General features: G+C 68.7%; 24 protein-coding genes. 12 read left to right on the top strand and 12 right to left on the bottom strand.

Annotation, left to right across the window (positions count from 1 at the left end; translation table 11 throughout):
• The first annotated feature begins 11 nt into the window (after positions 1-11).
• Both ACFXMV_RS07575 and ACFXMV_RS07570 read left to right on the top strand, forming a co-directional pair.
• Entirely contained in the window at positions 12-494 is a 483-nt protein-coding gene (locus ACFXMV_RS07575; protein ID WP_077041413.1) for a cation:proton antiporter regulatory subunit, read from the top strand.
• A gap of 21 nt (positions 495-515) precedes the next feature.
• Positions 516-1,730 (top strand): cation:proton antiporter, encoded by a 1,215-nt coding sequence (locus ACFXMV_RS07570; protein ID WP_378500783.1) that lies wholly within the window; start codon positions 516-518, stop codon positions 1,728-1,730.
• A gap of 13 nt (positions 1,731-1,743) precedes the next feature.
• On the opposite strand, the gene ACFXMV_RS07565 is transcribed toward ACFXMV_RS07570, so the two are convergent.
• The 3 genes from ACFXMV_RS07565 to ppgK form a co-directional block, all read right to left on the bottom strand.
• Positions 1,744-2,070: a hypothetical protein gene (locus ACFXMV_RS07565; protein ID WP_378502824.1), complete on the bottom strand. Its 327-nt coding sequence runs from the start codon at positions 2,068-2,070 to the stop codon at positions 1,744-1,746.
• Between the two features lie 85 nt (positions 2,071-2,155).
• A complete protein-coding gene (locus tag ACFXMV_RS07560; RefSeq protein ID WP_378500787.1) occupies positions 2,156-3,577 on the bottom strand; it encodes an RNA polymerase sigma factor in 1,422 nt (473 codons plus the stop codon).
• 72 nt (positions 3,578-3,649) lie between these two features.
• Complete coding sequence (gene ppgK / locus ACFXMV_RS07555; RefSeq protein ID WP_378502823.1) at positions 3,650-4,447, bottom strand: polyphosphate--glucose phosphotransferase; 798 nt, start codon at positions 4,445-4,447, stop codon at positions 3,650-3,652.
• A gap of 145 nt (positions 4,448-4,592) precedes the next feature.
• On the opposite strand from ppgK, the gene ACFXMV_RS07550 reads away from it, so the two are divergent.
• Positions 4,593-5,429, top strand: a complete 837-nt coding sequence (locus ACFXMV_RS07550) for an inositol monophosphatase family protein (protein ID WP_378500788.1) — start codon at positions 4,593-4,595, stop codon at positions 5,427-5,429.
• A 4-nt stretch (positions 5,430-5,433) separates the two neighbouring features.
• Here the strand turns inward: ACFXMV_RS07550 and cei are convergent, their stop codons facing one another.
• Entirely contained in the window at positions 5,434-6,126 is a 693-nt protein-coding gene (cei, locus tag ACFXMV_RS07545) for an envelope integrity protein Cei (RefSeq protein WP_378500786.1), read from the bottom strand.
• 420 nt (positions 6,127-6,546) lie between these two features.
• Between cei and ACFXMV_RS07540 the strand changes: the two genes are divergently transcribed.
• Complete coding sequence (locus ACFXMV_RS07540; RefSeq protein ID WP_027499550.1) at positions 6,547-6,849, top strand: DUF4193 domain-containing protein; 303 nt, start codon at positions 6,547-6,549, stop codon at positions 6,847-6,849.
• 139 nt (positions 6,850-6,988) lie between these two features.
• On the opposite strand, the gene ACFXMV_RS07535 is transcribed toward ACFXMV_RS07540, so the two are convergent.
• The gene (locus ACFXMV_RS07535) at positions 6,989-7,531 is read right to left on the bottom strand and encodes a DUF3093 domain-containing protein (protein WP_378501800.1); all 543 of its coding nucleotides are present in this window, start codon (positions 7,529-7,531) and stop codon (positions 6,989-6,991) included.
• A gap of 24 nt (positions 7,532-7,555) precedes the next feature.
• Between ACFXMV_RS07535 and dut the strand changes: the two genes are divergently transcribed.
• Complete coding sequence (gene dut, locus ACFXMV_RS07530) at positions 7,556-8,047, top strand: dUTP diphosphatase (RefSeq protein WP_378501799.1); 492 nt, start codon at positions 7,556-7,558, stop codon at positions 8,045-8,047.
• Positions 8,047-8,892: a DUF3710 domain-containing protein gene (locus ACFXMV_RS07525; RefSeq protein ID WP_378501801.1), complete on the top strand. Its 846-nt coding sequence runs from the start codon at positions 8,047-8,049 to the stop codon at positions 8,890-8,892. The genes dut and ACFXMV_RS07525 overlap by 1 nt, the downstream gene beginning before the upstream one ends.
• On the opposite strand, the gene ACFXMV_RS07520 is transcribed toward ACFXMV_RS07525, so the two are convergent.
• Complete coding sequence (locus tag ACFXMV_RS07520; protein ID WP_378501798.1) at positions 8,893-9,594, bottom strand: serine aminopeptidase domain-containing protein; 702 nt, start codon at positions 9,592-9,594, stop codon at positions 8,893-8,895.
• A gap of 193 nt (positions 9,595-9,787) precedes the next feature.
• Here ACFXMV_RS07520 and ACFXMV_RS07515 point away from each other — a divergent pair, with 193 nt between their 5' ends.
• Together ACFXMV_RS07515 and ACFXMV_RS07510 are read left to right on the top strand one after the other, a co-directional pair.
• Complete coding sequence (locus ACFXMV_RS07515; protein WP_378501797.1) at positions 9,788-10,165, top strand: OB-fold nucleic acid binding domain-containing protein; 378 nt, start codon at positions 9,788-9,790, stop codon at positions 10,163-10,165.
• 31 nt (positions 10,166-10,196) lie between these two features.
• Positions 10,197-10,886 (top strand): DUF3159 domain-containing protein, encoded by a 690-nt coding sequence (locus tag ACFXMV_RS07510; RefSeq protein ID WP_378502822.1) that lies wholly within the window; start codon positions 10,197-10,199, stop codon positions 10,884-10,886.
• A gap of 14 nt (positions 10,887-10,900) precedes the next feature.
• Here the strand turns inward: ACFXMV_RS07510 and ACFXMV_RS07505 are convergent, their stop codons facing one another.
• Both ACFXMV_RS07505 and ACFXMV_RS07500 read right to left on the bottom strand, forming a co-directional pair.
• Positions 10,901-11,563 (bottom strand): potassium channel family protein, encoded by a 663-nt coding sequence (locus ACFXMV_RS07505; protein WP_378502821.1) that lies wholly within the window; start codon positions 11,561-11,563, stop codon positions 10,901-10,903.
• 85 nt (positions 11,564-11,648) lie between these two features.
• Entirely contained in the window at positions 11,649-12,314 is a 666-nt protein-coding gene (locus tag ACFXMV_RS07500; protein WP_378501888.1) for a potassium channel family protein, read from the bottom strand.
• Positions 12,315-12,508: 194 nt separating this feature from the next.
• Here ACFXMV_RS07500 and ACFXMV_RS07495 point away from each other — a divergent pair, with 194 nt between their 5' ends.
• From ACFXMV_RS07495 to ACFXMV_RS07480, 4 genes are all read left to right on the top strand, one after another.
• Entirely contained in the window at positions 12,509-14,512 is a 2,004-nt protein-coding gene (locus tag ACFXMV_RS07495) for an APC family permease (RefSeq protein ID WP_378501887.1), read from the top strand.
• A complete protein-coding gene (locus ACFXMV_RS07490; protein ID WP_378502820.1) occupies positions 14,509-15,777 on the top strand; it encodes a class I SAM-dependent RNA methyltransferase in 1,269 nt (422 codons plus the stop codon). The genes ACFXMV_RS07495 and ACFXMV_RS07490 overlap by 4 nt, the downstream gene beginning before the upstream one ends.
• Positions 15,778-15,899: 122 nt before the next feature.
• Positions 15,900-16,391, top strand: a complete 492-nt coding sequence (locus tag ACFXMV_RS07485) for a MarR family winged helix-turn-helix transcriptional regulator (protein ID WP_378501923.1) — start codon at positions 15,900-15,902, stop codon at positions 16,389-16,391.
• Complete coding sequence (locus tag ACFXMV_RS07480; RefSeq protein WP_378501924.1) at positions 16,388-17,977, top strand: MDR family MFS transporter; 1,590 nt, start codon at positions 16,388-16,390, stop codon at positions 17,975-17,977. The genes ACFXMV_RS07485 and ACFXMV_RS07480 overlap by 4 nt, the downstream gene beginning before the upstream one ends.
• 79 nt (positions 17,978-18,056) lie before the next feature.
• Here the strand turns inward: ACFXMV_RS07480 and ACFXMV_RS07475 are convergent, their stop codons facing one another.
• The 4 genes from ACFXMV_RS07475 to glsA all read right to left on the bottom strand — a co-directional run bounded on the left by ACFXMV_RS07475 (position 18,057) and on the right by glsA (position 22,416).
• On the bottom strand, positions 18,057-18,695 hold the full coding sequence (locus ACFXMV_RS07475; protein ID WP_378502819.1) for an SIMPL domain-containing protein: 639 nt from the start codon (positions 18,693-18,695) through the stop codon (positions 18,057-18,059).
• Positions 18,692-19,531: an ABC transporter permease gene (locus ACFXMV_RS07470; RefSeq protein ID WP_378502818.1), complete on the bottom strand. Its 840-nt coding sequence runs from the start codon at positions 19,529-19,531 to the stop codon at positions 18,692-18,694. The genes ACFXMV_RS07475 and ACFXMV_RS07470 overlap by 4 nt, the downstream gene beginning before the upstream one ends.
• The gene (locus ACFXMV_RS07465) at positions 19,528-20,517 is read right to left on the bottom strand and encodes an ATP-binding cassette domain-containing protein (protein ID WP_378501610.1); all 990 of its coding nucleotides are present in this window, start codon (positions 20,515-20,517) and stop codon (positions 19,528-19,530) included. Before ACFXMV_RS07465 ends, ACFXMV_RS07470 begins: the two co-directional genes overlap by 4 nt.
• 75 nt (positions 20,518-20,592) lie before the next feature.
• Positions 20,593-22,416 carry a glutaminase A gene (gene glsA, locus ACFXMV_RS07460; RefSeq protein WP_378502817.1) on the bottom strand — a complete coding sequence of 608 codons (1,824 nt, stop codon included), beginning with the start codon at positions 22,414-22,416 and terminating at the stop codon, positions 20,593-20,595.
• Between the last annotated feature and the right edge of the window lie 53 nt (positions 22,417-22,469).

The following is a 22,469-nucleotide window of genomic DNA, read 5'->3' as shown; positions in this document are numbered from 1 at the left end:
ACCGTTGAGACATGAACGTGGAAGTGACCCCTCTTCCCGGGATCGGCATCCGGAAGGACTTCGAGCTCTCGACGGGCAGGCGCATCGGTGTGGTCACCCATCGGGACGGTGGGACGGACCTGATCGTCTCCAAGAAGGACGATCCCGATGCCTGCGCCGCGTCGGTGCCGCTGACCGACGAGGAGGCCGCGGTACTGGGCAATCTGCTCGGCGCACCGCAGCTGGTGTCGCAGCTGCGAGAAGAGCACCGCGACCTGCCGGGGATCAACACCAGGCAACTGCCGATCACCGAGGATTCGCCGTTCGACGGCAGGACGCTGGGGGAGACGGCGATGCGAACGCGAACCGGCGTCTCGGTGGTCGCGGTGATGCGGGCCGGACAGGTGTACCCGTCGCCGAACCCGGATTTCAACCTCACCGAGGGTGACCTGCTGGTCGCCGTGGGTACCTCCGACGGGCTCGACGGTGCGGCCAAGATCCTGCACCACGGATGAGCCGAGTCGTTCGAGGGTGTCATGACTAGCACCGCGCTCGCGCTGATCCAGCTCGGCGCGGTGTTCTTCCTCTTGGGGGTTCTCGGACGTCTCGCGGGCCGGGTCGGGATGTCACCGATCCCGCTGTACCTGGTCGGCGGGCTCTGTTTCGGCGAGGGCGGGTTCTTCACGCTCGACGGTATCGACGACTTCGGTCACCTGGCGAGCGAGATCGGCGTGGTTCTGCTGCTTTTGCTGCTCGGCCTCGAGTACACCGCCGACGAGCTGGTCACGGGCCTGCGGAAGTCGTGGATGGCGGGCGTGCTGGACATCGTGCTCAACGCCGTTCCCGGCGCGGTGGTCGCGCTGATGCTCGGGTGGGGTCCGGTCGGCGCCCTCGTGATGGGCGGTGTCACGTACATCTCGTCGTCCGGCATCATCGCGAAGATCCTCGGCGACCTCGGTCGGCTCGGCAACCGCGAGACGCCCGTCGTGCTCGCGATCCTCGTGTTCGAGGACCTGACGATGGCCATCTACCTGCCGATCCTGACCGCGATCCTGGCAGGCGTCGGATTCTTCGGCGGCGTGCAGGCGCTGGCGATCTCGCTGTGCGTGGTGACCCTGGTGCTGGTGATCGCGCTGCGCTACGGCCATTACGTGTCCGCGATCGTCGACAGCAAGGACAAGGAGGTGTTCCTCCTCAAGCTGCTGGGCGCCGCGCTCCTGGTGGCCGGGATCGCCTCGGCCATGCAGGTGTCGGCGGCGGTGGGGGCATTCCTGCTCGGCATCGCGATCTCGGGGTCGACCGCCCGCAACGCTGCCAAGGTGCTCGAGCCGCTGCGGGACCTGTTCGCGGCGATGTTCTTCGTGGTGTTCGGCCTCAACACCGATCCGGGCACCATTCCGCCGGTCCTCGGCTGGGCCATCGTGCTGGCCGTCATGACGACCGCCACCAAGGTCGCCACGGGGTGGTGGGCGGCCCGAAGGCAGGGCGTCGCCCCGATGGGCCGGGCGAGGGCGGGTGCGGCGCTGGTCGCCCGCGGCGAGTTCTCGATCGTCATTGCCGGGCTCGCGGTGGCGGCGGGCGCCGTCGAGGGTGAGCTCGCGGCGCTTGCGACGGCCTACGTGCTCTTGATGGCGATCCTCGGTCCGGTGGCGGCGCGGGTGGTCGAGCCGCTCGTCGGTGTCCTGCGGCGCCCGCAGAAACCGTCGGGCGGGCCAGAGCGGGCTCCGAGCGACCCGTACCTCACGACCTGACGGTCCGCCGCGATCACCGCTTGTGCCGCGCGCTGCGGAACCTCTCGACGACGTCGCTGATGTTCGCGACCTCGTCCGGGCAGCACGGGCAGCGCAGCATCACCGCGCCGTCGAGCGAGTCGACCCAGTGCGGCTCGGTTCCGTCGGCGGGGACGAACAGGTACCGGCCGATGCCGAGTTCCGGGTTGTAGAGGTTGTGGAAGATCTGCAACCTCGGCCTGCCATGCGGGCAGCGGTCCTTGGCGACCGTGAGCGCGCGCAGCACCCGATCGGGCATCGCCGCAATGCGTTCGGCGATCTCCCGCGCGTCGCCGAAAACCGCCGTGTGCTCGTTCGTCATCTCGGATCACCTCCGGATAGACAACGACCCCCCGTCGCCGTACTCGGGCGATGGGGGGTCGTCATTGCTCTCACATCGGAGCTTTCTAGTCCAGGTAGTCGCGCAGCACCTGGGAACGCGACGGGTGGCGCAGCTTCGACATCGTCTTCGACTCGATCTGACGGATCCGCTCGCGCGTGACGCCGTACACCTGACCGATCTCGTCGAGGGTGCGGGGCTGTCCGTCGGTCAGGCCGAAACGCAGTCGGACCACGCCCGCCTCGCGCTCGGACAGGGTCTCCAGCACGGACTGCAGCTGATCCTGCAGCAGGGTGAACGACACCGCGTCGACGGCCACCACGGCCTCGGAGTCCTCGATGAAGTCGCCGAGCTGGCTGTCGCCCTCATCACCGATCGTCTGATCGAGGGAGATCGGCTCACGCGCGTACTGCTGGATCTCCAGCACCTTCTCCGGCGTGATGTCCATTTCCTTGGCGAGCTCCTCAGGGGTGGGCTCGCGGCCCAGGTCCTGGAGCAGTTCGCGCTGGATGCGGCCGAGCTTGTTGATGACCTCGACCATGTGCACCGGGATACGGATGGTGCGGGCCTGGTCGGCCATGGCGCGGGTGATGGCCTGACGGATCCACCAGGTGGCGTACGTGGAGAACTTGTAGCCCTTGGTGTAGTCGAACTTCTCGACCGCGCGGATCAGACCGAGGTTGCCCTCCTGGATCAGGTCGAGGAACGCCATGCCGCGGCCGGTGTAGCGCTTGGCCAGCGAGACGACCAGTCGCAGGTTGGCCTCGAGCAGGTGGTTCTTCGCGCGGTTTCCGTCGCGGCAGATCCAGTTCATGTCGCGGCGCTGCGCGACGGGGAGCTTCTCGCCCTTCTCGGCGTGCTCGGCCATCAGCTGCACCGCGTACAGGCCGGCCTCGATGCGCTTGGCCAGCTCGACCTCTTCCTCAGCGTTGAGGAGGGCGACCTTGCCGATCTGCTTGAGGTACGCGCGGACCGAGTCGGCGGAGGCGGTGAGCTCGGCGTCCTTGCGTGCCTGCCGGAGCGCCTCTGACTCCTCCTCGTCCCAGACGAAGTCGCCGGATGCCTTGTCCTTCTCGGACGGCTCCTCGTCCTTGGTCTCTTCTTCGTCCTCGCCGACGGCGACGACCTCGACCACCTCGTCGGTCAGGTCACCTTCCGGTACCTCGAGGTCGGCGATGTCGGCCTCGTCGGGTGCGTCTTCGAGCTCGGAGCCGGGGTCGGCCTTGCTCGTCGCCTTCTTGGCGGGGGACTTCTTTGCGGCAGCCTTCTTGGCGGGAGCCTTGGCGGCGGCCTTCTTGGCAGGGGCCTTCTTAGCCGCGGCCTTCTTGGCAGGAGCCTTCTTCGCCGCGACCTTCTTCGCGGGGGCGGTGCCGTTGGTCGCCGCGGCGGACGCCGATTCGGTGCTCGGTTCGGCGGTCTGACTTGTATCGGAGGCGGCCACGTACGCCCTTTCGTGACGGTGTCGTGCGGCGTCACGCCAGAGGGGAATTCCGGCGGAGAGGTCAGTTGAGTTCGGCCGGCTTCGAGCCGGACCTCTCCATTGTAACTATCGCCACGGGGGTTACGACGCGATGCTGGTCTGCGCGGCGAGTGCGGCGCCAACGATGCCCGCCGTGTTCAGCAGCGCGGCGGGCACGACGGGGGTGCGATTGGTCAGCAGCGGGATCCATTTCTCGCCCTTGCGGCTGATGCCGCCGCCCGCGATGAACAGGTCGGGCCACAGCAAATCCTCGAACCTGGTGAGTACCCGCGAAACCTCCGCCGACCAGTGTTTGTAGGACAGGCCCTTGGTCTCCTTCACCGAGGATGCGGCGCGGTGTTCGGCCTCCTTGCCGTCGACCTCCATGTGCCCGAACTCGGTGTTGGGCAGCAATACCCCGCGGTGCAGGATCGCCGATCCGATCCCGGTGCCGAAGGTCAACAGCACGACCACACCGTCGACGTCCTTGCCCGCGCCGTAGGTGTCCTCCGCCACCCCCGCCGCGTCGGCGTCGTTGAGCACGGTCACGGGGCGGCCGCCGAGGGCCTGCCCGAACAGGGTGGCCGCGTCCGTTCCGATCCAGGACTTGTCGATGTTGGCCGCCGTCCTGGCCACCCCGCCCGTGACCACGGCGGGCAGCGTGAGTCCGACAGCGCCGTCCCATCCGGCCCGCGCGACGATCTCCGCGACGGTGCCCGCGATGGCGTCGGGGGTGGACGGCTGCGGGGTCCCGATCTTGATCCGCTCGCCGATCAGGTCACCGGTCTCCAGGTCGACCAGGCCGCCCTTGACGCCGCTCCCGCCGACGTCGATGCCGAACCCGCGTCGGCCGCTGCCCTGGCTGTCGTCAGATGACCGCGAGTGAGTCGATTCAGTCATGGCGCAACCCTAATCGCCAGGGCGAACTCCGGCGCGGGAGTCGGGTGATGAGGCACCATGGGGCGTGCCTTCTTTGCAGTCCCATGCCGCTGTCCCGACAACGTCCGAATCCGATGCAGTCGGTGGTCCCGACGACCCGCGCACGCTGCGCGAAGTGGCGGTTCGGGTGGCCGTCGCCGCCGCCAGGCACGTGCGGGCCCGTCGGCCGGAGGTGTTCGCTGTGACAGGGGTTCTCGCCGAGGACAGTTCGGTTGCCACCAAGAGTCACCCGACCGATCCGGTCACGGTCGTGGACACCGAGACCGAGGAATTGATCCGCGGACTGCTCGCGGGCCTGCGGCCGGACGACGCCATCCTCGGCGAGGAGGGCGGGGGAGAGGCCGAGCAGATCCAGGGCGTCCGCTGGGTGCTCGATCCCATCGACGGCACCGTGAACTTCCTCTACGGCATCCCGGCCTTCGCGGTGTCGGTCGCCGCGCAGATCGACGGTGTCTCCGTGGCAGGCGCCGTGGTGGACGTCCCCGCGGACGTCGTGTACTCGGCTGCGCTCGGCCACGGCGCGACGCTGCTCGAGGCCGATGGCACCGAGCACACGTTGCGGTGCAATCCGGTGTCGGAGGTGTCGGTGGCGCTGCTCGCGACCGGGTTCGGTTACGGCCGGGCCCGCAGGCAGGCGCAGGGCGCGCTGATCGGGCGGGTGCTGCCCCAGGTCCGCGACATCCGCAGGGTCGGCTCAGCCGCCCTCGACCTGTGCATGGTGGCCTCGGGGCGTGTCGACGCGCATTTCGAGCACGGGCTCAGCCCGTGGGACTGGGCGGCGGGATCGCTCATCGCGAGCGAGGCGGGCGCGCAGGTGCGGACGCCTGCGCCGCACACGATGAGCGCCGCGGGCGAGGTGGTGGTCGCGGCGGCGCCGGGGATCGCGGCGGAATTGGACGCGGTCTTCGCGGAGGCCGGGGTGTTCGACCCGATTCCGGACTGAGCCGTCAGCAGCGGGCGGTGCGGGCGGCCTTGAGCAGGCTGATGTCGACCGGCGCGGCCGCCATGCCGCCGGGCGCCGGCTCCTTCAACGCGGCCAGCACCTCCTCGGCGTCGGTGTTCGGCGCGAGGTCGTTGAAGTAGCTGCCGAGGGCCAGATCGACGGTGTCGTCCTGACGCGCGTCCTCGATCAGCTCCGCGCACGGCGCGACCAGCCACAGCGCGCTGGCCGCCGCGAGGCCGTTGGCGCCGAAGCGGATCTGTCCGTGGCACTGCATGTTCTGGTCGACGTAGACGGGGTCGTTGCCGACCTGGACGTCGGGGGCGCTGGCGTAGCCGTACCCGCTGAGCTGCGCCGCCACCTGCGCGGCCTGGCCCCGCTCGCCGTTGGCGTTGAAGACGCGAACCCTGGTCGCGGCGAGCGTGGTGGGTTCCACGTCCAGCAGTGTGTTCGGATCCATCTTCTTGCCGAGCGGCTGCGGGGCCGGGGCGTTCGGGTCGGCGGGCTGCGCGGCCGCCTGTGGGAGGTTGCACGTCACCGCGGCGGAGACCTCCTCGTCCTTGGTGAGGATGCGAACCCACATCGCGGAGCCGAGCAGGGCGAGGATGCTGATCAACACGACGACGGGCATGACCCGTCGCTTCCGGAACGGACGGCCTTGATCGTCGGTGGAGTGACCCTGTGTGATCAGTGAAACCACGATTCGTCCCGACCTCTCCGCTGCGCCAGCAGATCGGCGCCACAGTGGCGCCGGTGCGCACTCACTCTAGAGGGCGACACCGGGATCCCTGTCGACGCGGTCGCGGCTCGGAATGTCGCGGAAATGTCACGGTCTGTCGGTCGTTTGTGTCGATTTTCCGACAGTTTCCGACCCGTGGTGAATGGCCCGCGACATTTCCCCGGAGTTCGGCTATTGTCTGGCGGCCGCAGTCGTACACGACGGGCGTTTCGAGGACCGGACGGAAGGGTGAAATGTGGTGCAGATCATATTACCTGCGCTAACTTTCGGGCACTATTCGGCGTTCCCGAGCGTTATGCAGCCACACGGGTTGATTCGTGTATTCGGCTGTGGTGTGTGGCCGGGGGAATCGATGACGAGAGAAGACGAGGGGAAGACGAGATGGCAACCGACTACGACGCACCGAGGCGTTCGGAATCCGACGAGGTTTCGGAGGATTCGCTCGAGGAGTTGAAGGCCAGGCGCAACGAGGCGCAGTCCGCGGTCGTCGACGTCGACGAGTCCGACACCGCGGAGTCGTTCGAGCTGCCCGGTGCGGATCTGTCCGGCGAGGAACTGTCGGTCCGGGTCGTTCCGAAGCAGGCCGATGAGTTCACGTGTTCGAGCTGCTTCCTGGTGCATCACCGGAGCAGGCTCGCCAGCGACGCCGGTGGCGTGCTCATCTGCATGGATTGCGCAGCCTGAGCGAGCTGCTTCCGGTAGCTGATCCGACCGGGGCGCGGGGGCGCCACGGTCAGGTGAAAAGAAGTCGTGCCCGGCCTGTTCGCAGGCCGGGCACAGTGGTGTCCGGGGTCGGAGGGGCCTGTGGCCCCAGGAATTACACCTAGGGCTTGAGCAGGGCCGCCAGCTCGGCGGGCCTGCGGGTGCTGACCAGCCAGTACGGTGTGGGGTCCTCTGGATCATCGAGAACGATCAGGACCATCGTCTTGATCCAGGTTCGGTGCTGCACGTACGCGGCCGGGTCCAGCTGCCTGCCGAGCGCCGCGGATTTGGCGGTGGCGGGCACAACGGCGACCCGGGCGATCGCGTCCAGTGGCAGGTTCGCCCGGCCGACGCGCAACTGGCCGGGGCCGGCGACGACCTCGATCCGCAGCCGGCTCAGCCACAGCAGGACCCACACCGGGAACGGCAACAGCAGCACGTACGGCAACCAGGCCAGCAGGCCGGGGTTTCCCATGTGCACCTCCGCGGCGAGCAGACCGGCGACGGCCAGGCCCGCGGCCCACCACCACAGCGGTACCCACAGCCGCTCCGAGTAGATCGGGGCGGTGTGGTCGGTCTTGCCGACGGCGGCGGTGCCGCCGGTGTCGGCGGCGGCGGTGCCGCCCATGTCGGTTGTCGAGGCAGGGTGAGGGTTCTCGGGCACGTATCCAGAGTAGTCTCGGTGCGCGTGAGCGATCTTCCAGCCATCGAGCTGCTGCGCCTTGATCCCGACATGCCGATCCCGCAGCGTGCCCACGCGGGCGACGCGGGCGTCGATCTGTGTTCCACGGTCGACGTGACCATCGAGCCGGGGGAGCGGACCCTGGTGGGTACCGGAATCGCCGTTGCGCTGCCGGTCGGCACCGTCGGACTGATACATCCGAGGTCGGGTCTGGCCGCCAAATCCGGCCTGTCGGTGGTGAACACGCCGGGGACGGTGGACGCGGGCTACCGAGGCGAGATCAAGGTGTGTCTGATCAATCACGATCCGCGCACGCCGATCGCGATCAGTCGCGGAGACCGGATCGCGCAGCTGCTGGTGCAGCGCGTGGAGCTGGTGTCCTTCGTGGAGGTCGACTCGCTCGACGAGACGACGCGCGGCGCGGGCGGATACGGATCCAGCGGTGGTCATGCCAGCCTGCACGCGGTGTCGGCGCTGGCGGAGGAAGGTGCACGATGATTTTCGGACGCAAGAAGAAGGTCGACGACGAGGACCTCGAGCAGTTCGAGGATGTCCGCGGAGACGAGCAGGCCGAGCGTGACGAGTTCGACATGACGGACGGGCACGAGGGCGGGCCGTACGACCTGGGCGAACTCGACGAAGCCGAGGGCGCAGCCGCGTCGCGGCTCGACCTCGGATCGGTGCAGGTCCCGCTCCCCGAGGGTGGTCAGATCCAGGTGGAGATGGCGCCGGACGGCACCCCGCAGGCGGTGCACCTCGTCACCGAGCACGGCCGGATCACGATCGCGGCGTACGCCGCGCCGAAGTCGCCGGGGCAGTGGCGCGAGGTCGCGGGCGACCTGACCGAGTCGCTGCGCGCCGACCAGGCGGAGATCAGCGTGCAGAGCGGTCCGTGGGGCCGCGAACTGCATGCGGTCACCCCGAACGCCGACCTCCGCTTCATCGGCGTCGACGGGCCGCGCTGGATGATCCGGTGTGTGGTGGCCGGTCCGGTCGGGTCGGCCGGCCTTGGCGACCCGCTGACCGCGATCGCCAGGGAGATCCTCGCCGGCACGGTGGTCAACCGTGGCGCGGAACCGTACCCCGTGCGGACCCCGCTCCCGGTGGTGCTCCCGCAGATGCTGGCCGAACAGCTGATCGCCGCCCAGGAACAGCAGATGCAGGCCCAGCAGCAGGCCGCGCAGGCCCAGCAATCGGCCGAGGTGCAGGAGGCTGCGGTCGCTCAGGCCGCCGCCGCTGCCGAGGCAGCCGCAGCAGCGGCCCAGAACCACGCCTTGCCCCCGGAGGAGCGTCCGGGTGGCTCCGGGTCCGCCATGCAGCAGATGCACAAGGGCCGCAACTGATCAGGACGCAGGCAAGGCGGCCAGGCAGGACCGGCCGAGGATTCCGGGGTCGGCGCCGATCTCGTCGAGGGTGACGGTCGTCAGCGCGGCCGACGGCAGCGCATTCACCCAGCGCCGGGCGACCGCGATCGGGTGCACCGGGTCGTCGGTGGCGGCGCAGATGCCCACGGGCACCGTGATCCGTGCGAGGTGCTCCTCGACGAGGCCGTGGTAGGCGGCGGCCTCCTCGAGGGCATTGGGCAGGTGTGGCCACTGCGATCGCCAGGATCGCTCGAGTTCGCCGCCGAGCCAGGCGGGGCTGGTCTCGATCATCGCGCTGGTCACTGCGTCGAGTCCGTCCGCTCGAAGCATGCGGGCCGTCATGGTGGCGCTCAGTGCGGCGGGGGCGTCCGCCGGATCGCCGATCCAGGCAGGCAGCGCGGAGAGCACCCCGGCGGCGCGGGAGCCGTTTCGCGCGGCCCATTGCGCGGCCACAGCTGCGCCGATCGACACCCCGCCGACGAGGATTCGGCCGTGCCGGTCCGCGGCCGCGTCGAGCGCCTCGAGGTAGCTGTCGACCACCCGCCGCGGGTCGGGTTCGACGGCGATGACCTCCACCCCGATCTGCGTCAACGCACCGGAGAACGCCTTCTCCGCGAAGTGTGCGTCGGACCCGGTTCCTGGCAGCACCACCGCAGCCGGTGGCCATGTCATCTCGTGCATCAGTCGATGGTCGCACCGAGGGTGTCGGCGGTCGCCAGACGGGTGCCGTCGGGGCCGTGATCGGGGATTCGCCCGGCGACAGCGACACTCCTCACAGCGGTGTGGTTACCGGTTCGGGATGGGTCTACAGTGGCGATCACACAGACCTACAAGCGGGGCGATCGTCGCACCGCACCTGCTCCAGGAGCGCGCTATGGCACTCGCGGCCACAGGCTATTTCCGTCGGCTCACCCGCCGGCTCACCGAGGACCTCGATCAGCTCGATGCCGAGGCAATGGTGGAATCGTCGCAGGCGTCAGGCGCACAGCGCGCCTGCGACTGTAGCCGCGGTGACGAGGTCACCATGCTCGGGCGGCTACGCAGCGTGGAGACGTGCCCCAAGGCCTCCACCGCGAGCATGGAGGCCGAGTTCTTCGACGGAACCGAGGCCGTGACCCTGGTGTGGATCGGCAGGCGCCGGATCGCCGGGATCGAACCGGGCAAGACGCTTCTGGTGCGAGGACGCGTCGGCGAACGCAACGGCCAGAAGGTCATCTACAACCCGTACTACGAGCTACGAGGCGATTCGTAGTCATCGTGGGCAAATGTGGCAGTCTCGTCGGGTGACCGACAGGCAGCAGCAGTCCATTCTCGAACAGCTCGGCGGAGTCAGCGGGCTGGTCTACTCGACCCTGCCGATCCTGGTCTTCGTCCCGATCAACAGCTTCTGGGGCCTGACGGCGGCCATCTGGGCGGCGCTCGGTGTCGCGGCCGGGGTCCTGGTGTGGCGAATGATCGCCCGCGGCGCCATCCAGCCCGCGATCTCGGGCTTCCTTGGCGTGGGTGTGTGCGCCTTCATCGCCTACCGGACCGGGGATGCCAAGGGCTACTTCCTGTTCGGGATCTACACGAGCCTCGCCTATGCGGGTGTCTTCCTGCTCTCGATCCTGTTCCGGTGGCCGCTGGTCGGTGTGCTCTGGGGCTTCCTCAACGGCCACGGCAATTCGTGGCGGAGCAGCAAGGCCGCGGTCCGCGCGTACGACCTCGCCACCGCCGCGTGGGCGCTCGTCTTCGGGTCCCGCTACCTGGTGCAGTCGCAGCTCTACGACACCGATCACACCGGCTGGCTCGCGGTCTCACGCGTCGCGATGGGTTGGCCGCTGACCGCGCTGGTGCTGGTGACAACCGTGTGGTTGGTGCGACGCGCCGACCGGGCCGCGGAGGCGCAGGAAGAGGCAGACGCACAGGAAGACACAGAGGCCTCACAGGACCGCGGAGCCGAGCCGAACGGTTCAGGCGACGAGCGTTCCTAGATTTGACCTCACGGTCAGCGTTTGACGCCGACCGCCCTCCGCAGGTCGTCCTCGACCTCGACGGAGGCGACGAAGAGCAGCTCGTCACCGCCCTCGATCGGGTCATCCTGCTGGGGGACGATCACCCGGCCGCCGCGGAGGATGGTGACCAGCGCGGCGTCCCGGGGAAGCTGGATCTTGCGGACCGGCTTGCCCGCGAGTTCGGTGTCCGCGGGCAGGGTGATCTCCACGAGGTTCGCCTGCCCCTGCCGGAAGGTCATCAATCGCACCAGGTCACCGACCGAGACCGCCTCCTCGACCAGCGAGGCGAGCATGCGAGGGGTGGAAACCGCCACGTCGACGCCCCAGGAGTCGTCGAAGAGCCACTCGTTGCGCGGGTCGTTGACCCGGGCGACCACCCGCTTGACCGCAAACTCCGTCTTGGCCAGCAGGCTCACCACGATGTTGACCTTGTCGTCGCCGGTCGCTGCGATGACGACGTCGTAGGACTCGAGCGCGGACGACTCGAGCAGGGCCAGCTCACAGGCATCGGCGTGCACCCACACCGCCTCGGGGATCGACTCGGTGTCGACGTGTTCGAGATTGCGCTCGATCAGCATCACGTGGTGGTCGCCTCGGATCAGCTCGCGGGCGATCGATCGACCAACCGCGCCTGCGCCTGCGATTGCGACTCTCATCGGGTCCATCCGTTCGGGTCAGTGGTCATGACGTGTGCAGCGGTGGGCGACGTCGTGCCGCCATCCCACCGCCCAGGGATGCTCATCAATTGTCCGAGGGCGGTGCGGTGGCGGCCAGCGCAACGGCCTCGGCGACCGTCCCGGAGACCGCGGCGACGTACACCTGGTCGTCCGCCTGGATCACCGTGCGACGGTCGGGCAGCACCCCGGTGCCGAAACGAATGAGGAACGCGACTCTGGAGTTGGTGTGCTCCTCGAGTTCGGTGATGTTGTGACCGACCCAGTCCTCGTGCAGTTCGAGCTCCGCGACCGCGACGGTGCCGGACGGATCGCGCCACTTGGTGGTGTGACTCTCGCGGGTGAGGTGGTGCAGGAAGCGGTCGGTGGTCCACGGCACGGTCGCCACCGTCGGGATGCCCAGCCGTTCGTACACCGCCGCGCGCTTGGCGTCGTAGATCCGCGCGACGACCCGGCTGACGCCGAAGTTCTCCCTCGCCACCCGGGCGGAGATGATGTTCGAGTTGTCGCCGGACGAGACCGCAGCGAACGCCTCGGCCCGTTCGATGCCCGCCTTGAGCAGCACATCGCGGTCGAAACCCATGCCCACGACCCGGTGTCCGGTGAATTCGGGGTCGAGGCGCCGGAAGGCGTCGGGGTCCCGGTCGATGATCGCGACCTCGTGGCCGATCCGGTTCAGTCCGGCCGCGAGGGCCGATCCGACCCGGCCGCACCCCATCACGACTACATACACCGCTGGCCTCCGCTCGTCGGTTCTCCGACGCTGTGCTGCGGTCGCCACGGCGGCGGCGACCATCGATTCGAACGGTACCGTCCCCGGTGCGGCGGCGTCCGCACAGATCGGACTTCGCCGGGCCGCCTGCGGCGGATCGCGGCTACTTGGTGGCGGATAGCACTGGATCGGTTCGGACGGATTACGCTTTCCCGGTGTCAAAGCTCTCGACCGCTGCCAAGCGGCTGCTGGTGGGTAGACCGTTCCGTAGCGACAAGCTGGGGCACACACTGCTGCCCAAGCGAATCGCGCTGCCGGTCTTCGCCTCCGATGCGATGTCCTCGGTCGCCTACGCGCCGGAGGAGATCTTCCTCGTCCTGTCCGTGGCAGGCATCTCGGCGTACATGTACACGCCGTGGATCGGGCTGGCCGTCTGCGCGGTGATGGCGGTCGTGGTGGCCAGCTACCGCCAGAACGTGCACGCGTATCCCTCGGGCGGCGGCGACTACGAGGTGGCCACCACGAACCTCGGGCCGACGGCCGGACTGACGGTCGGCAGCGCGCTGATGGTCGATTACGTGCTCACGGTGGCGGTCTCGATCTCCTCGGCCGCATCGAACATCGGCTCCGCGGTGCCCTTTGTCGCCACCCACAAGGTGCTGTTCGCGGTCGCGGCGATCGTGCTGCTCACCGCGATCAACCTGCGCGGCATCCGAGAGTCCGGAACCGCGTTCGCCATCCCCACCTACGCGTTCATCGTCGGGATGGTCCTCATGCTGGCGTGGGGCCTCTTCCGCATCTACGTGCTCGGCGACGACGTCAGGGCCGAGTCGGCCGGCTTCGAGTTGCACGCGGAGAACACCCAGCTCTACGGGATCGCGTTCGCGTTCCTGATCGCCCGCGCGTTCTCCTCGGGCTGCGCGGCGCTGACCGGTGTCGAGGCGATCAGCAACGGGGTGCCCGCTTTCCAGAAGCCCAAGTCCCGCAACGCCGCCACCACTCTGTTCCTGCTGGGGGCGATCGCTATCGTCCTCCTGATGGGCATCATCACCCTGGCCCAGAAGATCGGGATCGTGTACGCGCACAATCCGGCCGAGCAGCTCGTGGACGCGCCCGAGGGCTACCAGCAGAAGACGCTGATCGCCCAGATCGCGGAGGCCGTCTTCTCGGGCTTCCCGGTCGGCTTCTATTTCATCGCGATCGTCACCGCGCTGATCCTGGTGCTCGCGGCGAACACCGCCTTCAACGGGTTCCCGGTGCTCGGCTCGATCCTCGCCCAGGATCGCTACCTGCCTCGGCAGCTGCACACCCGAGGGGACCGGTTGGCCTTCAGCAACGGCATCCTGTTCCTGTCCGGCGCCGCGATCGCCTTCGTCGTGGTCTTCGAGGCCGAGGTCACCAAGCTGATCCAGCTCTACATCGTCGGGGTGTTCGTCTCGTTCGTGCTCAGCCAGACGGGCATGATCAAGCACTGGACCAGGCATCTGCAGTCAGAGACGGATCCGGCGGCGCGCCGCCGCATGCATCGCTCGCGGATCATCAACTCGATCGGCCTCGCGATGACCGCCACCGTCCTGATCATCGTGTTGATCACCAAGTTCGCGGCGGGCGCCTGGATCGCGATCGTCGCGATGGTCGCGATATTCGCCGTCATGAAGTCGATCCGCAGGCATTACGACAGCGTCGCGGCGGAACTGGACGAGCAGGAGTGGGACGGCGTGCTGCCGAGCCGGACCCACTCGATCGTGCTGGTGTCGAAGCTGCACATGCCGACGATGCGCGCGATCGCCTACGCCCGTGCCACCCGGCCGGACACCCTGGAGGCCGTGACGGTCAACGTCGACGAGGCGGACACCCGGTCGTTGGTGCGGGAATGGCAGAACAGCGATATCACCGTGCCGCTCAAGGTGATCGAGTCGCCGTACCGCGAGATCACCAAGCCGGTCCTCGACTACGTCAAGCGGGTGCGACGCGATTCGCCCCGCGAGGTGGTCACGGTGTTCATCCCCGAGTACGTGGTCGGTCACTGGTGGGAGCAGATCCTGCACAACCAGAGCGCGTTGCGCCTGAAGAGCCGTCTGCTGTTCCAGCCAGGGGTGATGGTCACGAGCGTGCCGTGGCAGCTCAGTTCCTCGGAGCGGGCCAAGCGTGAACGCGTCCAGGCGGTGCCCGGCGGGACCAGACGCGGATTCGACGCCGCGGAGGACAACAGCCGGTGAGCGAGAGCTGGTTCGGCCGCAGCATCGAGGTTCGGCTCGGGAATCCGGGCCACGGCGGCTTCTGCGTCGCCAGGCACGAGGGCCGGGTGGTGTTCGTCCGGCACGGGTTGCCGGGCGAGCTCGTCCTGGCCGAGATCACCGAGGACCGCGGCGGGTCGTTCTGCCGCGCGGACGCCGTGCAGATCGTGGAGGCCTCACCGGATCGGGTGGCGGCGACATGCCCGATCTCCGGGCCAGGCGGGGCGGGCTGTTGCGACTTCTCGCACGCAGGCCTGGACGCCCAGCGGGCGATGAAGGCGTCGGTGGTCGCCGAGCAGCTCCGCAGGCTCGCAAGCGTCGAGCGCGAGATCGAGGTCGAGGAGCTGCCCGGCACCGGGGACGGCACCGGCTGGCGAACCAGGCTCCGGCTCGCGGTCGACGGCCAGGGCCGGGCCGGTTTCCACGGCTACCGCAGCGCGAAGGTGATCACCGAACTGCTGTGCCCGCAGCCGGTGCTGGGGACCTACCAGGGTCTGGACGAGCGGGACTGGCGGCCCGGGGGCGAGATCCAGGTGACGGTGGACGGGGACGGGACCCGGCACGTGGTGGAGATCGAGCCCGCGAAGGTGTCGAGCATCGGCCGCCGCAGCCCGGGTCGGCGCGGTGCCACCGCACGGCGCGCCGCGCAGGCGGGCCCGCGCCGCGAGCACGTGGTGGAGGGCAGCGGCCGCGCGGTGGAGCGGGTCGGCGGGCGGGAGTGGGAGCTCTCGGCGACCGGTTTCTGGCAGTCGCATCGCGGTGCCGCACAGGCCTATTCGACGGTCGTCGGGCAGTGGGCGGATGCCGCCCCCGATTCGATCGCCTGGGACCTGTACGGCGGGGTCGGCGTGTTCGCCGCGGCGCTGGCCGGCCAGGTGGGGCCGAGCGGCGAGGTGGTCTCGGTGGAGTCCGGCCGCGGCGCGGTCGAGGACGGCAGGCGCGCGCTGGCGGACCTCGGCCAGGTGCGGTTGCGCGCGGCCCGGGTGGAGAAGGTGGTGGGGGAGTTGCCGGGGCCGGTGGGCGCGGTGGTGCTCGATCCGCCGCGCTCCGGTGCGGGCCGCGAGGTCATCGAGGCGCTCGCGCAGGCGTCACCCGCTCGGGTGGTGCACATCGGCTGCGATCCGGCGGCCTTCGGTCGGGACATGGGGCTCTATCTCGCGCAGGGTTACCGGCTCGAGCAGGTGCGCGCGTTCGACGCGTTCCCGATGACCCATCACGTGGAGTGTCTCGCGCTGCTGACGCGGTAGCGGGTCCAGCATTTCTTGCCACACGCCTTCGGGAGTCCCGCGCCCTGATCTAACTTGCTTGGCCAATGCAACTAATATATAGTTGCATACCGCAAGCATTAATCAGACGTGCAGGGGACGCCATGGCCGTGCAAACCGCGACAGCGGAGGACCTCGTCGAGGAGGTATTTCTCTTCGGCAGGGCGTTGCGTCATCTTCTGGGCAGCGGCGACGGGACGGGTCTGCCGCCCGCGCTGCTCGGGGTGCTGGGCGGGCTCGCCACGGTCGGCAAGTGCAGGCAGACCGAGCTCGCCGCGATCCTGTGCCTCAGTCAGTCGTCGCTCAGCCGTCAGATCGCGGAGCTGGTCGATGCCGGGCTCGTGGAACGGCACGCGGACCCGGAGGACGGACGGGCCTCGCTCGTCCGGCTGACGGAATCCGGGGCCGAGTTGCTGCGCACCAACCGGAAACTCCGGGCGGATCGCTTGCACGACCTGCTGGGCGACTGGAGTCAGGACGAGGCCATTGCCGCGCTGTCCTCCCTCCGCCGACTCAAGGACACCTTCATGACCCCGCCGGGACGGAGAGCCGTGTCCGACGCTGATTCTCACAACCAGGGGAGCCCATCCGCATGACCGAAACCGAATACCAGCCGCGCCAGGCGGCGCCGGCCGGCGTCGAGGTGCTCATGACGCACAAGGAGATCCTCCGGGTCCTCGCCGGACTGCTCGCCGCGCTGTTCACCGCGATGATCAGCTCGACGATCGTCTCGACCGCGCTGCCCACCATCATCGGTGACCTCGACGGCACGCAGACGCAGTACGCCTGGGTGATCACCACCGCGTTGCTCGCCACCGCGGCGTCGACACCGATCTGGGGGAAGCTCTCCGACCTCTACAACAAGAAGCTCCTGGTCCAGACCTCGATCGTGATCTTCGTCGTGGGCTCGGTCATCGCCGGGTTCGCGCCGGACGTACCGGTCCTGTTGGGCGCCCGCGTAATCCAGGGCATCGGGATGGGCGGGCTGACGGCCCTGGTCGTCGCCATCATCGGCAGCATCATTCCGCCCCGCGATCGCGGCCGCTACTCCGGATACATGGGCGGGGTCATGGCCGTGTCGATGGCGGGCGGACCGGTGCTCGGCGGCGTCATCGCGGACGGCCTCGGATGGCGCTGGTGCTTCTTCGTGAGCGTCCCGCTCGCGGTCATCGCCCTCTTCCTGCTGCAGAAGACCCTGCACATCGAGACCGACCGCAAGGACGGCGTGTCCATCGACTGGCTAGGAGCGACGCTGCTGACGGCCGGGGTGTCGGTGTTGCTGATCTGGGTGTCCTTCGCGGGCAAGGCCACCTACTACGACTGGGTCTCGACCGAATCCGCCGTCCTCGTCGGAGTCGGACTGCTGCTGCTGATCGCGACAATCATCGTCGAGAGCAAGGCGAAGTCGCCGATCATCCCGCTCAAGATCGTCACCGAGCGCACCACCGCGCTCGCGATCATCTCCTCGGTCGCAGTCGGCGTCGGGCTCTTCGGCGCCACCACGTTCCTCGGCCAGTACTTCCAGACCGCACGGGGGCACACCCCGACCGAGGCCGGCCTGCTGACCATCCCGATGGTCTTCGGCATGCTCGTCGGCACCGTCGGCTCCGGCCTTCTGATCACCAAGTTCGGCAAGTGGAAGGCCTTCGTCGTGACGGGCTCCATCCTGCAGCTCGTCGGGTTCCTACTCCTGAGCACGATCGACCACGAGACGCAGATGTGGCTGATCGGCCTGATGATCGCGCTGCTCGGACTCGGCACCGGCATGCTGATGCAGAACGTCGTGCTCGCTGTGCAGAACACGGTCAGCGTTCACGACATCGGTGCGGCCAGTTCGGTGGTCGCCTTCTTCCGGACCTTCGGCGGCGCCATCGGTGTCTCGGTGCTCGGCTCGGTGCTCGCGACCCGCGTCACCGACCTCACCGCGGAGGGTTTCGCGAAGCTGGGGATCGACACGCACACGCCGGGGGGCGGCGGCAATCTGAACCTGACGGCGCTGCCCGCCCCCGTGCAGGACGTGATCCGCGTGGCCTATGGCGACGCGACAGGACGGATCTTCTTGATCGCGGCCGCCGTCGCGGTGGTCACCGTGATCGCGGTGGTCTTCCTACCGAACAAGCCGCTGCGAACCACGATCGACATCAAGCCCTCCGAGGCGGACGTCGAGTACGAGAGGGTATGAGCACCCTCCGGGGGTAGCGTCCCGACCGAATGAGTGTGGCCCGTCCTCATGGACGGGCCACACTCGTGTCAGGTCCAGGTCAGGAGAGGGTCCAGCGCACCAGCACCGAGGCGGACAGTTCCGTCTCGCCGCGCTCGATGGGCATGGCGTCGGCTGCGGCCTTCATGGCCCGGACCATCGGGCGAGGAACGGCCGAGGGCTCGGTGTTCTCGGAGACCTCGACCACCTTGCCCAGTTCGCGACCCGACAGCCGGGCATACTGCTCCGCCTTGGCGCGGGCATCGGCGAACGCCGCGTCCCTGGCCTGGCTCAGCAGACCGGACTGGTCCGCGATCGCGAGTTCGAGTCCACCGAGGCGGACGTCGTCGCCGCCCGCGCTGACGCAATCCGCGATGACCCGGCCCGGTGCGGAGAGGTCGCGCAGCGTCACCGACAGCGCGGTGGTCGCGATGTACCCGACCAACTTCTGCCCCTTGTTCTCCTGCCACACGGTGTCGGCGTGAACGGACAGCCCCGTGGTCGAGACGTCGGTGGGGGAGACCCCGGACGCCCGCAGCGCCTCGGACACGGCCTGCGCGGCGTGCCCCGCCCGCTCGAACGCGCTCGTCACGTCGGGTCTGCGCACCTCGACCGACACCGTGATCCGCATGATGTCGGGCGCAACGGCAGCCGCGCCGTGGCCGATCACGGTCACCGAGGACTTCATCCGTGCGCTCACGACTTCCGGTTGTACAGACGCATGGTGATGGGCCCGAAGATCAGGATGAAGCCGGCGCACCAGCCGAACACGACCATCAGGTCCGCGACGTCGAGGGCGCCCGCCATCAGTCCCCGGATCGCGCTCACCAGCTTGCTGATCGGGTTCACGTTCACGAAGGCCTGCAGCCAGCCGGGCATGGTGGCGGGGTCGACGAAGATGTTGCTGGCGAAGGTCAGCGGGAACAGGATGAACATCGACACCCCCATCACAGCGGTTTCGGTGCGCATCATCATCGCGAACATCGTCCAGATCCAGGACATGCTGAACGAGAAAAGCAGCAGCAGCGCGATCGAGGCGACCACGCCGACGAACCCGCCCTGGGGCCGGAACCCGAGGATCAGGCCGAGGATCATCACGATCACCGAGGCGATCGTGTAGCGGACCACGTCGCCGAAGAGGGCGCCGACCAGCGGCGCAGGCCGCCAGATCGGCAGGGACCGGAACCGGTCGAAGACGCCCTTCTCGATGTCCTTGTTCAGCGTCAGCCCGGTGTACATGGTGATCATGACCACCGTCTGGACCAGGATGCCGGGAATCAGGAACTGCACGTACGCCTCGGTGGAGCCCGCGAGGGCTCCGCCGAACAGGTAGGTGAACATCAGCGTGAACATGATCGGGAACATGGTCACGTCGAACAACTGCTCGGGGACGTGCTTGATCTTGAGCAGCGCCCGCCAGCCGAACGACAGCGACGCCGACAGCGCGTTCGGGCGCGCAGGTCGCGGCCCGGAGAGCGCAAGCACGTCGCCCACCGCTGAGGCGGTGGACGGGGATTGCACGGACGTCGAGGTCATGATGCCGGCTCCTTCACGAATTCCTGGTCGTCTTCTGCTTCGGCTGGCCGCCCGGTGAGCGCGAGGAACACCTCGTCGAGGCTGGGCTGTCCCAGCGCGAAGGTGGTCACCGCGATGCCCGCGTCGTCCAGCGCGGGCAGCGCGCGAGCGACTCGCTGCGGGTCGTCGATCCGCGCGGTGACGGCCGCGGGATCCGATTCCCGACTGATCTCGACGCCGAGGACGTCGCCGAGCAGGAGGGCGGCATCCTCGCGCCTGGACTGATCGGCGACCCGCACGTGCAGGGCGCCGGAGCCAACGGAGGCCTTCAGCTCGCCGGTGGTGCCTTCCGCGATGACCTTGCCGTGATCGATGACCGCGACCCGGTCCGCGAGCTGGTCGGCCTCGTCGAGGTACTGGGTGGTGAGCAGCACCGTGGTGCCGCCGGCGACGAGGGCCCTGACGATCTCCCAGACCTGGTTGCGGCTACGCGGGTCGAGTCCGGTGGTGGGCTCGTCGAGGAAGATGAGCTCCGGGGTGACGATGATGCTGGCCGCGATGTCCAGCCGCCTCCGCATGCCGCCGGAGAACGTCTTGACCTGCCGCGGTCCCGCCTCGGTGAGGTCAAAGGCCGCCAGCAGCTGTTCCGACCTGGCCCTGGCCGCGGACCTCGAGAAGCCGAACAGCCTGGCCAACAGCATCAGGTTCTCGGTGCCGGACAGGTCCTCGTCCAGCGACGCGAACTGACCGGTCAGCGCGACCTTGCTGCGGACCGTATCCGCTTCCTTGGAGACGTCGTGTCCGAGCACCCTGGCGCTGCCGCCGTCGATCTCGAGCAGCGTCGCGAGCATGCGGATCGTGGTGGTCTTGCCCGCCCCGTTCGGTCCGAGGACGCCGTAAACACCGCCGGTGGGAACCGCGAGGTCGACACCGTCGACCGCGACGTTGGATCCGAACCGTTTGACCAGTCCGTGGGTTTCGATCGCGAGTCCTGCGTTCAAGGTCATTTGAATACCTTCTCCGATCGGTCGGTCGAGGGCAATGCAATTTCGCCCGAGCCTAGGCGTGGGTACCGACAGACTTCATCCGAGACGCCCCCGCGGCGCCAACGACCGGATCGCCGCCTCCATCTGGGCGTAGGCACCGGCGGCCAACCCCTCCAGCAGCGCCACCTTGAGCCCGGGCGCCTCGGCGGTGAGCCGGGCGAACCGATCCGGTGGCAACACCGCCAACCGGACATCGCTGTCCGCGTGCACGTCGTTCAGGAACCGGTCGTCGACCAGCATCGGCATCTCGCCGAACGTCATTCCCGGTGCGAGGGTGGTGATCCGATGGACGGCGCCGTCGGAGCCCTGCAGGGTGCTGCTGACCCGCCCGGCGAGGATCAGAAAGATCCCGGCAGCCCGGTCCCCTCGGCGCACGATCGTCTCGCCACGGTTCACGGTCCGGATCTCCAGCCCGTGCGCGAAACCGTCGAACTGCTCGGCGGTCAACGCCGACAGCAGCGGGTGCTCGGCGAGCGTGATCGACTCCGGTAGCCGGTCGCCCGCGCAGTGTCGCTCGAGGAGGGTGTCCTCGCACCACTCGATGGCCGCGTCGAGATCGACGAAGACCCGGCCACCAGCGGCGGGGACGAGCTCCGAGGTGGTGTGACCCAGCAGGCCCTCGGGATCGACGAGCGCGAGCTGGCAGCCCTGCCGGTCCAGGTCGTCGTGCAGGTCCGCCAGCATCCTGCCCGCGATCCCGCTGACGTCGTCCACCCGCCGGATGTCGACGACCACCGCTTCGAGTTCGCCGCTCTGGTCGGTGATCTCGCGGACCGCGGTCTCGGTGCCCGCGAACAGGAGGTCGCCGTGCAGCTCGTAGATCCGGGCCCGCCGCCCGACCTTCTCGAGCGAGTCGCGTTCCGCGGGCCCGCGGCGCTGCCTCGACGGCGCCTCCGAGACCGCGTAACTGGACCGGATCGCCGACCTGGCGGCCCGTGTCACGTGCAGGAAGTGCAGCTCGAGGCGCTTGGAGAGCTCCCGGCAGGCCTGCACGCCGCGCACACTGTTGCCGTGCGCGTCGAGCCGAGGGGAGTACACCGCGATGCCGATCTGGCCTGGCAGCACCGCGAGCACGCCGCCGCCGACGCCGCTCTTGGCTGGCAGGCCCACCTGCGTCACCCAGTCGCCAGCGGCGTCGTACATCCCGCAGGTGGTCATCACGCTCAACACCCGTTCGACGAGCTCCGGCGCCAGCGCCCGCTGGTGGGTGACCGGATTGACCCCGTTGTTGGCCAGGGTCGCCGCCATCAGCGACAGGTCGCGGCAGGTGACCCCGATCGCGCATTGCCGGAAGTACATGTCGACGGCGGCGTCGGGGTCCCCCGAGATGATGCCGAAGGAGCGCAGCATGTGGCCGATCGCCCTGTTGCGATGGCCGGTCCGCGCTTCGGATCGGTAGACCGCATCGTCGAGCGTGAGCTCGCGGCCCGCGTACCGGGAGTAGCACCGGCGCAGTCGTTCGAATCGCTGCGCCGGATCGTCCCCGCTGATCAGCGAGGCGGCCGCGATGGCGCCCGCGTTGATCATCGGGTTGCGGGGCCGTTCGGTGACGGGGTCGAGACTGATCTCGTTGAACGGCTCCCCGGACGGTTCGACATCGATCTTCTCGGCGACCGCGGTCAGGCCGCGGTCGGCCAGCGCGAGACCGTACGTCAGCGGCTTCGAGATGGACTGGATCGTGAACGTGGTGTCCGCGTCGCCTGACTCGTAGACGTAGCCGTCGGAAGTGGCGATGCAGAGCGAGAACGAGTCGGGATCGACAGCCGCGAGTTCGGGGATGTAGTCGGCGAGCTCGCCCGCGCGGTTCTCCCGACACAGCGCGAACACCTCCCCGATGAGGCCGTCGACGACGTTGCGCATGGGGTCAGCGTAGGGCCACGGCGGTGAGCTGGGTCACCGAAGTGCGGCAGAAG

The sequence above is a fragment of the Rhodococcus sp. NPDC059179 genome, assembly GCF_042754885.1.
Classification (GTDB): Bacteria; Actinomycetota; Actinomycetes; order Mycobacteriales; family Mycobacteriaceae; genus Rhodococcus_G.
The sequence above is the reverse complement of the archived record's forward strand: the minus strand, read 5'-3'. Positions and strand labels throughout refer to the sequence as shown.